Genomic DNA, 13,848 nt, shown 5'->3' on the forward strand with positions numbered 1-13,848 from the left:
CGTCATCCCTCCTGATAAAAAAACGGCTCAGTGGACCAGGTATTGGTCAATCTGAGCCGCTCGTTTGTTAAATCTCCATGATGATCGGAAGAATCATCGGGCGGCGTTTCGTCTGTTCATAGAGATAAGCACTCAGTTTATCTCGAATCAACGACTTCATCTCCGTCCAATCCAATTCTCCGTTTAATTTACCTTGTAGTTGTTTCGCAACGATTCGGTTCGCTTCGTTGATCATATCCTCTGATTCACGCATGTAGACGAATCCGCGAGAGATGATTTCTGGTCCCGAGACGATCGTTTTGTTTTTCCGGCTGATCGTAATGACACAAAGGACGACACCGTCTTGCGATAACAAGCGACGATCACGAAGGACGATGTTTCCGACATCACCCACACCGATTCCGTCGATCAAGACGTTTCCAGCGTTCACTTTGCGCGACATCCGTGCTTTGCGCTTCTCGAACTCAACGACATCCCCATTCTCGATAATGAAGATGTTGTTCGCATTGACGCCAACCGTCTGTGCGAGACGACTGTGTGCCTTTTGCATCCGGAATTCTCCGTGAATCGGTAGGAAGAATTTCGGTTTTATCAAGTTGAGCATTAGCTTCAGATCTTCCGCATGACCGTGACCGGACACGTGTACTTTCCGTTGGTTGTAAATGACATTCGCACCAGCACGGAATAAGAGATCGATCGTTTTCGAAACCGACTTTTCGTTACCTGGAATCGGCGAAGCCGCAACGACGACCGTATCGTTCAAGCGAATATTGACTTGCTTATGTGCATTACGCGCCATTCGTGTCAAGGCTGCCATCGGCTCACCTTGCGATCCTGTCGTCAAGATGACGACTTGGTTATCGTCGAGGCGGTTGATGTCAGATAGATCAATCAATGTTTTCTGTTTGAAGCGTAAGTAATTCAAACGCTGTGCCACTTCGACGTTATTGACCATGCTACGACCGACGACCGCTACTTTTCGATTGTTCGCTTCTGCTGCCGCAAACACTTGTTGTAGACGATGAATGTTCGAAGCGAATGAAGCTACGATGACACGACCTGGTGCCTCATAGATGACGTCGTTCAGTTCAGAACCGACGATCGATTCTGATCCAGACATCCCTGGTCGCTCTGCATTCGTTGAGTCAGACAGTAAGCAAAGCACTCCCCGTTGACCAATTGCTGCAATCTTCCCGAAATCCGCCTGTTTTCCATCAACTGGTGTGTAATCGAATTTGAAATCCCCTGTATGGACGATCGCACCTTGAGATGTTTGAATACATACCCCGACTGCATCCGGAATCGAGTGGTTGACCCGGAAGAACGTAATAAAATGACCTGCAACGGTTAATTTCGTCTTGGCATCAATTGGACGAAGATCTGCCTTTTTCAATAAACCGGCTTCTTTTAATTTGTGTTCAATCAAACCGAGCGTCAAACGTGTTCCGTAAACCGGTACTTTTAAGTCACGCAAGACGTAACTGAGTGCCCCGATATGATCCTCGTGACCATGGGTAATGAAAATCCCCTGAATCCGCTCTTTGTTTTCTTTTAAATAACTGATGTCTGGAATGACTTTATCGATTCCAAGCATCTCGTCTCCTGGGAACATTAATCCGGCATCGATGACGAAGATGTCCTCGTCGAGTTCGACGACGTACATGTTCTTCCCGATCTCACCGGCGCCACCAAGAGCAAAGACGCTTACTTTTTCCGTCTTCTTCTTTGACACAACATGACCTCCTATAATTCATATTCACTTTTCGTGAGCCGTCCACTTATCACTATCACTATTCTAGCCGAATTTTCACAATCTGCCAACAATCGGACTAGGAAATCTAAAAAAAACGTCATTCCTGCCACATTACTCCAGGAATGACGTTGATTACGTATTCAACAAATCTTCGACTTCTTCCGTTCGTTTCGCTTTTTCCGAACGGCTTGGACGTTCACCAGCCTTCAGTTCGTCGAGCGAATACCCGAACGTCATCTCAAAATGAGGATAGTCGACGAATCGTTTCCAATCGCCTCCCCATTCGAAACCGAGCGCTTTTCCGATATCCGCGACTTCGCGCCAATCACTTTTCCCTGACCGATTCCCGTCATACTCAAGGTCATACGAAATCTGGCCATTCACGAGCTGAACAAAATCGACAGCGAGTCCATAATTATGCATCGATTCACCACCACGTGCATTCGTGACGACTTCACCTGCCTTAGAACGTCCTTGTTCATAAAGCGCATTCTGTTGCTGAATCGAGCGGTATCCTTGCGTAATCTTGATATCGATATTGTAGCAAGAATGCGCCACACGGATCAGATCCTTTGCCCCCGCTTCGACAGCTGGGTGGAGACGCTTCAGGTTTGGCTCACTTGCATTGATTAAGCGATCTTCTCCTGCTACGTCTCGTGGACAACTATCAATCCCGAGCTCCGGTTGATCCATTAAAATCGTCGGCATCCGATTCATGGATGCCGCAAGAAACAATCCAATCGCAAACATCGTCAATAAAAATACGATCCAACCGAAGATTGTTCCCCGTTTCATCAGCGGCGAAGCTTCTTCCGAAGTTTTTGTAGAATCGGTAACCCAGTCTCAAGCAACAGATAGAGCGGACGATTGAGTACATAATCGAACTCACCGATTTTTTCAATCATCCGGCTGCCCCAACCAGATTTAAAGGCGTAGAGTCCCGCGTAATGATCATCCGGGTCTGTCGAACCACTGACTCCACCGAAGTCATAGGAGAGCGCACCATGTTCTTTTGCATATTGCATCATCGTCCATTGCATCAAGTGGTTCGGCATGAACTCCCGGTACTCGTTCGATGAAGCGCCGTATAAGTAATACGAGCGACGACCAGCAAGCGTCAAAAGACCACCAGACAGGATGACACCGTTTGGATGTTTAGCAGCAATCGTCATCAGTTCTGTCTTCGACTTCTCTGCTTTTTCGATTTGTGCTGTCGTCTGCTCCAAGCGATTGTTTAAGCTTTTTAGCTTCTTCTCGGCCGTCTCTTTCTCGAGTTGACGATGAATTTTCGAGAGTTCCTTGTCAGCTTGAAGTAATAAGGCTTCTGTATTCTCAAGCGCACGAACGACATCGAGTTTCGTCAAAAACAAGACTGCATCACCTTTTGGGTGAAGATGATCGTACAGATTTTCGAAATAATCCAGACCGCGGATTGAAAAACCATCCCGTTCGCCCGTCTCGACCATCAGCTTCGCGAATGTCTTTAGCCCTTCACGATCTGCTTGTTCGCATACGATCCCTTTGCGTTCAGCAAGGCGGACGTTGTAGCGGAACTTCGAATGGAAACCGTCGAAGATCTCTTTTTCTGTCCCTACAAGACTCGTCTCCATCGTAAAGCGTGGCTGCGCGTAGTCAAAACCGCCACCGAAGCCATTATGTTTGAAGCCAAGTCCTTGCATCTCCTGCAACAGACCAGGATATTCTTCCCGCTCGACGTTTGGATCAAATTTAATCGCAATTGCCTTCTGTTGTTTTGCGACACGAATCGCTTCGTCACGAAGGGCGCGAAGTGCGTCCGTATCTGTATAATCGACGACGAAACCGCGCGGTGCATAACAAAGCGTGAACGGTAGCTTCGGTACTTTCTTGAACAAAAGAAGACCAACTCCGGCAATCTCACCGGAAGCCGTTCCGACCGCGATACGTTCATGTGTCCATCCTGTCGCGCTTTTGACTTCTCCCCATGCTGGAAGCTGGAGTAAGTCGCCTTTGGGATGTGTTTTTACGAATGTTTCAAATTGATCTATGGTTACAACGATTGGTTGATAAGTCACTTCTGTTCCTCCATTTGCCGTATCATCTCTTTGACGATGATCTCCTCATCGAGCGGGAATTTCTCATCCCCAATGATTTGATATTTTTCATGGCCCTTACCGGCTAAGATGACGATATTATCTGGTCGTGCGAGACGTGCTGCGTAACGTACGGCCTCTTCCCGATCACCGATTTCAACGAACTGATCGTGTGTCATCCCTTTGGCGATGCCGGATGTGATTGAATCATACGCTTCATATCGTGGATCATCCGTCGTGATGACGACGGTTCCTGCGTACGTCGAAGCGAGTTCACCCATCTTCGGTCGTTTCGTAACATCGCGGTTTCCACCTGTCCCGATTAGGAAGACGATCTTTTCCTTCGGTACGTCAACGAGTGCTTTCAGACACTGTTCGATACCGTCAGGCGTATGCGCATAGTCGACATAGACGTTATATCCTTCAATCGGCAAGCGTTGCATCCGACCTTTTGCCGGACGGATTGCTGAAATCGCGCCTGCGATCGTCGCTAGCTCATATCCGCAAGATAAGAGGATCCCTGTCGCAAGCAACAGATTGTAGACGTTGAAGCGACCGATGAAATTCGCCGTGACATCGACTTGTTTTTCCTTGTACAGCATCGTGAACGTCGTTTGTTGAAGCGACTGTTCAATCGCCGTTGCTCGGAGGTCAGCTGCGTTGTCGATGCCGTATGTCATGACACGAGCACCTGTCATCATCTCATACAGCTCACTCGTCGGATCATCCGCATTCAAGATTGCAACTTTCTCTGTCGACAGCCGTTGACCGAGTTGTGCGAACAACAATCCTTTGGCACGCGCATAGTTTTCAAATGTTTTGTGGAAATCAAGGTGATCATGCGTCAGATTTGTGAATCCCGCAACGTCGTAATCGACACCCGTTACCCGACCAAGCTCTAATCCATGTGAAGAAACTTCCATGATGACATCTTGGACATCTTCTTCATGCATCTGATGCAGAAATGCTTGTAACTCGGAGCTTTGTGGTGTCGTATTGCGACTTGGCACGACGCGGTCACCAATCTTGACTTCAACCGTACCGATGATACCCGTCTTCCGACCAAGGTGCGCTAATATATCACGGACGATCGTCGTCGTCGTCGTTTTCCCATTCGTTCCCGTAATACCAATCATCCGCATCTTTTCAGAAGGATAATCATAGAATTTGCCAGCCAACTCGGCAATGGCACGTGATGTACTACGAACAAGAATGACAGGAATCGACACGTCGACCGGTTGTTCCGCGACGATTGCGACCGCTCCTTGTGCTTCCGCCTGTTTAGCATAGTCGTGTCCATCAACAGTATATCCTTTGATGGCGACGAACAATGTTCCCGGTTTAACATCCCGTGAATCGGTCGTGATGGACGTAACGTCCACCTCTACCATTCGTTCGATTTTTTGCGTCTGTATGACTTGAATCAATTCAGCTAAATTCAACGGTATTCCTTCTTTCTCGACATCGTCATTTCATATGTTTCATCTATTCCGTTCTGCTATCATGCTTCCTCTTCTTCGTCTGCCGGAAGAATATAGGCCTTTGCCGGTTCCTCCGAAAAGATATGCTCAATCAGCCCTTCGATGTCCGATGGACGAATCCGTTCGACATCCGCTAACACTTCTTCAAGTGATGGGTGACGATGCAGATACAACTCATTTCGGGCGTTTCGATTCATGTGACTCGATGTGCCTTCGTTCCCTAGAATCAGAGAACCTTTCAGCTGTTCAATCCCATCTTCGAGTTCCTTCGTCGATAATCCATCCCGCTTCAAGCGATCGATTTCAGCAGCGAGGACCTGTTCGACCTCTTCGACTGATTCCGGAGACGTGCCGACATAGATCGTGAACGTTCCATGATCGTCAAACGTCGTGTAATAGGAAAAGACTGAATAGGCAAGACCGCGTTCCTCTCGGATGGATTGGAACAAGCGACTCGACATCGTCGCACCGAATGCATTATTGAGTAAGGCGAGGGCAGGCAAACGTGGATCAGCAGAAGGAATCGCACGGAAATTATAACAAATATGAGCCTGCTCCGTATCCTTTTCCTTACGAATCACACCATTTTGTAACCTTGGCTCTGTCGTCTCGCGTGTCTTCGATCGTGATTCGAGGATTGACATCCGCTCTTGAATCTGCGCAATCAACTCGTCTGAGACGTTTCCGGCAACGGAAATGACGATTTGATCCGGAGCATACGCTTCTTCGAGATATCGTCCGATCATCGTTCGATCAATCCGAAGCACACTCTCTTCCGTTCCAAGAATCGGTCGAGCCATGACATCCTCTCCGTAAGCCGCAACAGCTAATAACTCATGGACGAGATCATCCGGTGTGTCATCGTACATCTTGATTTCTTCAATGACGACCTTTTTCTCTTTTTCCAGTTCATCCGCGTCAAACGTCGATTCGAGGAACATGTCCGCCAATACGTGAAAGGCTTCTCCTGCATGTTCATCTAGTGTCTTGACGTAATAACACGTTTGATCCTTACTCGTGAACGCATTAATATTTCCACCAAGTCGGTCAAAGTAAACCGCAATCTCTTTTGCCGTATGGCGTTTTGTTCCTTTAAACATCATATGCTCGATGAGATGACTGATCCCATGCTCCTCGATCTGTTCCGTCCGGCTTCCTGCTTGAATGAAGATTCCGGTCGCGACGCTGCGTGCTTCCGGCATTCGTTCAACGATCAGTCGAACTCCGTTTTCTAATTGTATCCGTTCGATCATAGTAATTCCTCCAAATATAGGAAACAAGGTGGCTCTCGTTGCATTCTCTGCATCGTCGAGCCACCTTGGATTCATTAGTTACGACGTGGTGGACGTTGTCCGTCACGTGGTGGGCGTGAACCCTGATCCCGGCGTGGCGGGCGGTTCTCACGCTCTGTCTTTTTCTTTTCTTCATACGCTGCACGATCTTCTTCGCTTAAGCCTTCGACGAGCAGGACTTTGTGCGAAGCGTTGACGCGTCCCTTGTCATCGATTTCTGTGACACGGACTTTTAGCTTATCTCCAAGTTTGACGACATCTTCCGTTTGACCAACACGGTTAAGTGCGAGTTCCGAAATGTGGACGAGTGCGTCTTTTCCTTTGAACAATTCGACGAATGCACCGAATTTCTCAACACGACGAACTGTTCCATCGAACTCTTCTCCGACGACGACTTCACGGACGATATCTTCGACCAATTGACGGGCACGATCGATGCCAGCTTGATCCGTCGATGCGATGAAGACGGTTCCGTCTTGATCGATATCGATCTTGACGCCTGTCTCATCGATGATACCGTTGATGACTTTACCACCAGGTCCGATAACATCACGGATTTTATCTGGATTGATTTTGAGTGTGACGATTTTTGGCGCGTATTGTGACAATTCGACACGTGGTTCAGCGATGACCGTTTGCATATGCTCAAGAATGTGCAGACGACCAAGACGTGCTTGTTCGAGTGCTTCTTCGAGGATTTGACGCGTGATCCCGCCAATTTTCATATCCATTTGCAGAGCTGTGACACCTTCGTGAGTTCCAGCGACTTTGAAGTCCATATCTCCGAGATGATCTTCCATCCCTTGGATATCTGTCAAGATCGAGTAATTGTCGCCTTCCATGATCAAGCCCATCGCAATACCAGCGACAGGTGCTTTGAGTGGAACACCAGCATCCATCATGGCAAGGATCGAACCACAGATTGAAGCCTGTGATGAAGAACCGTTCGACTCAAGGACTTCCGACACGAGACGAATCGTGTACGGGAAATCGACTTCATTCGGAAGAACTGGCAAGAGTGCGCGTTCTCCAAGTGCCCCGTGACCGATTTCACGACGACCTGGTGCACGCATCGGACGTGCTTCTCCGACTGAGAATGGCGGGAAGTTATAGTGGTGCATGAAACGTTTCTCTTCCTTCAGACCAAGACCATCGATGATTTGAGCGTCACCCGCAACACCGAGTGTCGCAACAGACAAGACTTGCGTCTGACCGCGAGTGAACAAACCTGAACCGTGTGCACGTGGTAAGAGACCGACTTCTGAATCGAGTGGACGGATCTCAGCAAGACCACGACCATCTGGACGGACTTTGTCTTCCGTGATGAGACGACGGACTTCGTCTTTGACGAACTTGTTGAGAACGCCTGATACTTCTGCCAGTTGCTCTGCTGTGACTGACTCGTCAGCTGCATACAACTCGATGTATTTTGCGATGACTTCGTTGATGGCAACGTCACGTGCTTGTTTTTCTTCGACTTGAACTGCTTGTGTGACTTCTGCCAATGCTTCTGTTTTCAGGCGATTGACGATTGTCTCATCGAAGCTTGATACCGTGTAGTCGAACTTCTCTTTACCGACTTGTGCGACGATTTCTTCTTGGAACGCGATCATTTCCTTGATGACATCGTGTCCGAGCAAGATCGCTTCAAGCATTGCTTGTTCCGATACTTCCTTCGCACCTGCTTCAACCATGTTGACGGCATGTTTCGTTCCGGCAACTTGAAGGTCGATGTCGCTAACTTCCATTTGCGCTGAAGTCGGGTTCACGACGAACTCTCCGTCGACGCGACCGATTGTCACGCCTGCGATTGGACCGTCGAAGGGAATATCCGAGATCGAAAGCGCAATCGAAGCTCCGATCATCGCAGCGACTTCTGGTGAATTGTCAGCATCTGACGAAAGAACCGTCGTCGCGACTTGAACGTCGTGACGGAAACCGTCCGGGAATAGTGGACGGATCGGACGGTCGATCAGACGCGAAGTCAAGATCGCGCTCTCTCCAGGGCGTCCTTCACGTTTGAGGAATCCACCTGGGATTTTCCCTGCCGCATATAATTTTTCTTCATAGTTCACTGTTAATGGGAAGAAATCTAAGTCCTTCGGTTGTTTTGATGCAACGACCGTAGCAAGAACGGCTGTATCGCCGTAACGAATCAATGCTGCTCCGTTCGCTTGTTTTGCTAATTGACCGATTTCAATCGTTAATGGACGTCCACCGAGTTCGGTCGAAAACGTCTGTTTTGTTTGTGACATGCACAAATCTCCTCTCACTGCTATCCGTTTTTTCATTCAAATCTAATTATGTAGGTTCTTGCGCAAAAAGTCCATGAATCGGCAAAAAAAGAAACAGGAGACGATGCTCCTGCTTCCCTACCTCGTTCTCGTCGGGATTAGCGACGGAGACCAAGACGCTCGATCAACGAACGGTAACGTGCAACATCCTTGTTACGAAGGTATGTGAGCAAGTTACGGCGACGACCGACCATTTTCAAGAGACCACGACGTGAGTGGTGATCCTTTTTGTGTGTACGTAAGTGATCGTTCAAAGTTGTGATCTGTTCAGTTAAAACAGCAACTTGTACTTCCGGCGAACCAGTATCGCCTTGTTTCGTAGCATATGCTTCGATGATTTCGTTTTTACGTTCTTTTGTGAGTGCCATTGTCACTCCACCTCCATCTTATAAATGACCGTATTCCCGAGCATCGGATGGTGAGACCAGATGCCAAGTGAATCGGCTGTACGTGATCGTACTGACCTATCATAACGAACCCTGTCCGTACTGTCAAACGCTTAATCGTGTATTTGCCTCTTCACGGTCCCGTGCCAATTGTTCTTTCAATTGATCGATACCATTGAAGGCTTTTTCATCGCGTAAGTAAGCGATCCATTCAAGCGTCAATTCTTGACCATAAAGATCCTCATCAAAGTCAAGAAGATGTGTCTCAATACTGACGTCTCCCGTCTCATAAAACGTCGGGCGTCTGCCGACGTTCGTCATCGCTTTGAATCGACGACCGTCCGCTAAGCGAACGAATGTCGCATACACACCAAGTTTCGGTATGACGTAGGCGAATTCTGGGCGCATGTTGGCTGTCGGGAAGCCAATTTGTCGACCGCGTGCGTCACCATGAATGATTGTACCTTTGATTTGGTAGGGTTCACCAAGCAAACGTGCAGCCGGTTCGACTTCTCCTGCAGCAAGTAAACGACGAATCCGGGTTGAGCTGATTTTTTCTGCTTCTTCTTGGAACTCTGCTACAACGGTGTGTGTGAACGTGCCCCGACTATGAAAATCAAGCGTCGTCATTTTGCCAGCTCCGAAGCGACCGTAGGAATAATCAAATCCAGCGACGACATGCTCTGCTCCAGACGCAATCAGATATTCATCGACGAAAGCTTGCGGTGACAATTCCGAGAAAGGAATCGTGAACTCAATTACATAAACACGATCGACACCAAGGCGTTCGATTTTCTCTAATTTACGTTCAAGCGGCGTGATGTAGCGGACCGGTTCATCCCCTTTACCAAGTACTTGTTTCGGATGTGGATCAAAGGTCATGACAGCCAAAGGCAGGCGACGAGCCTCCGCTTCTTTCCGTGCTGCTGCGATGACTTGCTGATGTCCGAGATGTACACCGTCAAAAAAGCCAAGTGCGATGACAGCAGGGGCTTTTTGAGGCTGTTCCGGATATGTCAAATGTATGATGTCCATGATGCTCTCTCCGATCTTAATCGATTTGTAGCATGACCTCGACGCGTGCTACCTGTTCTTCTGGAAGACGTCGATATAGTGCTAAAGGTACGTCCTCTTCATTATAGACAGTAAACAGCTCGAATTCGACTGGAATGCTTGTCAGCTTTGCTCCGTTCAAGACACGCTGCGCTGTTGCTGCATCGACCGTCAATCGTGGCCATTTTTGGATGACGTGTTCGATCGGTAGGACGTGTTGCATCCGTTCTTCGACTGTCTCGTATGATTCGAGCGTCTCGAGTGTGACGGTGTCCGTCTCAGCAATCGCACCAGAACCTGTCCGACGTAAGTCGCTCATGTGTGCGGCATAACCGAGGCGTTCTCCGATTTCGACTGCTAGCGTCCGGATATACGTCCCTTTTCCACAGGCGATATCGAGGCGGAAGCGACAAAGACCATCTTCGAACACAAGGTCCGATGTCCGTTCCAATCGATCGATACGGACGATCCGTGTCGGTCGCTCGACTTCAATGCCTTTTCGTGCATATTCGTATAGTTTCCTCCCGTTCACTTTGACTGCTGAATAATACGGTGGCGTCTGCTCGATCTCCCCTGTCAATGCGCTCAGAATATCAGCGATTACCTCTTCAGTAATACTTCCGGGCTCGACCGGTGTTTCACGAACCGTCTCCCCGTGTGCATCTTCCGTCGTCGTTGCGAAGCCGATCGTCACTTCCGCCGCGTAACGTTTTCCTTCATCCGTGATGAACCGGGCAAGCTTCGTCGCTCGACCGAGACAGATCGGTAAGACACCTGTTACTTCCGGGTCAAGTGTCCCTGTATGTCCGACTTTTTTCGTCTGAAACAAGCGACGTAGACGAAAGACACAGTCATGACTGGTCATTCCGGCTGGTTTATCTAGTGGTAATACTCCGATGGGTTCCACGTGATGTCCTCCTTGAAAAAAAGGCAACCACACGCGTGGTTGCCTTAGGTGTTAATCTTTGTTCAAATTCCGAAGCAACTCATCAATGCGTGATCCGTATTCGACAGAAGAATCGACCTCGAACAACAGTTCAGGTGTTTTCCGTAGACGAATCCGCGATCCGATTTCCTTACGCATGAAGCCTTTTGATTTTTCAAGACCGATGCGCGCATCCTCACGTGCTTTTTCGTCACCGAGGACCGAATAGAAGATCGTCGCTTGTTGCAAGTCTCCTGTCACTTCGACACCTGTGACGGTAATCGGCTTGACGCGTGGATCCTTGACATCTTTGATGAGCAGTTGCGTAATTTCCTTACGCACCTGTTCGGCGACACGATTCGAGCGTAAACTCATGTTTGTTCCCTCCAGTTCGGAAGAATGGATTCCGTTCTGTTACTTCCGTTTGACTTCTTCCATAATGAACGCTTCGATGACATCATCAACTTTCACATCATCATAACGTTCGATCTTAATACCACACTCGTAACCAGCAGCGACTTCTTTGACATCATCTTTGAAGCGGCGAAGTGTATCGAGTTTTCCTTCGTAGATGACGATACTATCACGAACGACACGGACACCTGCATCACGCGTTAACTTACCTTCCGTGACATATCCACCTGCGATCGTACCGACTTTCGATACTTTGATGACATCGCGGACTTCAGCTTGACCGATGATTTTCTCGACGAACTCAGGATCAAGGAGACCTTTCATCGCTTGCTCGATTTCTTCAATCGCATTGTAGATGATCCGGTGAAGACGAATTTCGACTTTCTCCTGATCTGCCATTGATTTCGCGTTACCATCCGGACGAACGTTGAATCCGATGATGATCGCATTTGCTGCTGAGGCGAGGATAACGTCACCTTCTGTGATCGCACCAACACCTGAGTGTACGATGTTAATTTTAACACCTTCGACATCAATTTTCTTCAATGAACCGGCTAAGGCTTCAACTGAACCTTGAACGTCACCTTTGATGATGATGTTGAGGTCCTTAACTTCGCCTTCTTTGATGCGGTCGAAGAGATCTTCTAAGCTAACTTTCGCTGAATCGCGACGTTGTGCTTCGATTTCACGTTGGTAACGTGCTTCACCGATTTGACGTGCTTTTTTCTCATCTTCGAATGCGAAGAATTGATCGCCCGCTTTCGGAACATCGTTTAAACCTGTGATTTCGATTGGCGTCGATGGTCCGACTTCTTTGACACGACGACCGATATCGTTGACCATTGCCCGGATACGACCGAACGTGTGACCGACGACGATCGGGTCACCAACACGAAGTGTTCCGTGTTGAACGAGAAGTGTAGCGACTGGACCGCGTCCTTTATCGAGTTTCGCCTCGATGACTGTTCCGCGACCGTTCATGTCTGGTGTTGATTTGTATTCTTGAACTTCTGAAACGAGAAGGATCATCTCGAGCAATTCGTCGATGCCGTCTCCTTTAAGAGCTGAAACCGGTACGAAGATCGTATCGCCGCCCCAGTCTTCTGCAACGAGTTCGAACTCTGTCAATTCTTGTTTGACACGGTCAGGGTTCGCACCCTCTTTATCCATCTTGTTGACCGCAACGATGATTGGAACGCCAGCTGCTTTCGCGTGGCTGATCGCTTCTTCCGTCTGCGGCATGACACCGTCATCGGCTGCAACGACGATGATCGCGATATCCGTGACATCTGCTCCACATGCACGCATCGTCGTGAACGCCGCGTGACCTGGTGTATCGAGGAACGTGATCTTCTTGCCGTCGATCTCAACTTGGTAAGCACCGATGTGCTGCGTGATCCCGCCGGCTTCGCCTGCAGTGACCTTCGTGTTACGGATCGAGTCGAGCAATGTCGTTTTACCGTGGTCGACGTGTCCCATGATCGTAACGACCGGTGGACGCTCAGACAATTCGTACTTGTCAAGGTTCAATTCATATTGATCAAAGTCCGTCTCATCGACTTGGACTGTCTTTTCGACTTCAAAACCAAACTCTGTCGCGAGCAGTTCGACTGTCTCGTCATCAAGATCTTGGTTGATTGTCGCCATGACACCGAGACCCATCAATTTCATGATCAATTCATTTGGTTTTTTCGCCATTTTTTCAGCGAGTTCACCGACTGTCAAGTTATCAGAGTATTGAACGACGTTTGCCATCGCCTCTTCTTGCGCCCGGCGAGCTGCTTTCCGTTGACTCGACTTCGAGTTCGGATCCGCTACTTCGAGTTTACGCGGTTCTGCTTTCTTTTGGTTCGGACGACGTTTGCCGCCACGGTTGTTACGGTTGCCGAATTCTGGGCGTCCGCCTTTGCTGTTACGTGATTGGTTACCTGCTGGTTTGTTTGTACTTCCTGGTCGGTTCGGTTTATTATCTGATTTCACTTGTTTTGGAGCCTCCGTCTTTTGAGCCCGATATTTTTCGGGATTAAATACTTGATCGAGTTGCTGTACTGTCTGTTCATCTAATACTGCCATATGATTCTTGACTGGTTTCTCCAGCTTTTCGAGCTGGGTGATGACCTGCTTACTTGTTACGTTTTGTTCCTTGGCGAATTCGTATACACGTTTACCCAAAGGATC

At 48.5% G+C, this 13,848-nt stretch carries 11 protein-coding genes; all 11 read right to left on the reverse strand.

The genetic code is table 11. The features are described 5' to 3' along the window. Positions 1-67: 67 nt before the first annotated feature. The 11 genes from P401_RS0108105 to infB all read right to left on the reverse strand — a co-directional run bounded on the left by P401_RS0108105 (position 68) and on the right by infB (position 13,842). Positions 68-1,732, reverse strand: coding sequence for a ribonuclease J (locus P401_RS0108105; RefSeq protein WP_023468670.1), 1,665 nt, complete (start codon positions 1,730-1,732; stop codon positions 68-70). A 153-nt stretch (positions 1,733-1,885) separates the two neighbouring features. Continuing rightward, the gene (locus tag P401_RS0108110; RefSeq protein WP_029342034.1) at positions 1,886-2,548 is read right to left on the reverse strand and encodes a M15 family metallopeptidase; all 663 of its coding nucleotides are present in this window, start codon (positions 2,546-2,548) and stop codon (positions 1,886-1,888) included. Then, entirely contained in the window at positions 2,548-3,807 is a 1,260-nt protein-coding gene (locus tag P401_RS0108115) for a lipid II:glycine glycyltransferase FemX (RefSeq protein WP_029342035.1), read from the reverse strand. The genes P401_RS0108110 and P401_RS0108115 overlap by 1 nt, the downstream gene beginning before the upstream one ends. Then, entirely contained in the window at positions 3,804-5,267 is a 1,464-nt protein-coding gene (locus tag P401_RS0108120; protein WP_029342036.1) for a UDP-N-acetylmuramoyl-L-alanyl-D-glutamate--2,6-diaminopimelate ligase, read from the reverse strand. The genes P401_RS0108115 and P401_RS0108120 overlap by 4 nt, the downstream gene beginning before the upstream one ends. 59 nt (positions 5,268-5,326) lie before the next feature. Continuing rightward, a complete protein-coding gene (locus tag P401_RS0108125; protein WP_029342037.1) occupies positions 5,327-6,559 on the reverse strand; it encodes a M16 family metallopeptidase in 1,233 nt (410 codons plus the stop codon). A gap of 74 nt (positions 6,560-6,633) precedes the next feature. Next, on the reverse strand, positions 6,634-8,853 hold the full coding sequence (pnp, locus tag P401_RS0108130) for a polyribonucleotide nucleotidyltransferase (RefSeq protein WP_029342038.1): 2,220 nt from the start codon (positions 8,851-8,853) through the stop codon (positions 6,634-6,636). A gap of 137 nt (positions 8,854-8,990) precedes the next feature. Then, positions 8,991-9,260, reverse strand: coding sequence for a 30S ribosomal protein S15 (rpsO, locus tag P401_RS0108135; protein ID WP_023468676.1), 270 nt, complete (start codon positions 9,258-9,260; stop codon positions 8,991-8,993). Between the two features lie 123 nt (positions 9,261-9,383). Continuing rightward, complete coding sequence (locus P401_RS0108140) at positions 9,384-10,313, reverse strand: bifunctional riboflavin kinase/FAD synthetase (RefSeq protein ID WP_029342039.1); 930 nt, start codon at positions 10,311-10,313, stop codon at positions 9,384-9,386. Between the two features lie 16 nt (positions 10,314-10,329). Continuing rightward, positions 10,330-11,238 carry a tRNA pseudouridine(55) synthase TruB gene (gene truB, locus P401_RS0108145; protein ID WP_029342040.1) on the reverse strand — a complete coding sequence of 303 codons (909 nt, stop codon included), beginning with the start codon at positions 11,236-11,238 and terminating at the stop codon, positions 10,330-10,332. A 51-nt stretch (positions 11,239-11,289) separates the two neighbouring features. Continuing rightward, positions 11,290-11,631, reverse strand: coding sequence for a 30S ribosome-binding factor RbfA (gene rbfA / locus P401_RS0108150; RefSeq protein ID WP_023468679.1), 342 nt, complete (start codon positions 11,629-11,631; stop codon positions 11,290-11,292). 39 nt (positions 11,632-11,670) lie between these two features. After that, positions 11,671-13,842 (reverse strand): translation initiation factor IF-2, encoded by a 2,172-nt coding sequence (gene infB, locus P401_RS0108155; protein ID WP_029342041.1) that lies wholly within the window; start codon positions 13,840-13,842, stop codon positions 11,671-11,673. Positions 13,843-13,848 lie beyond the last annotated feature (6 nt).

Source organism: Exiguobacterium acetylicum DSM 20416 (genome assembly GCF_000702605.1).
GTDB classification, from domain to species: domain Bacteria; phylum Bacillota; class Bacilli; order Exiguobacteriales; family Exiguobacteriaceae; genus Exiguobacterium_A; species Exiguobacterium_A acetylicum.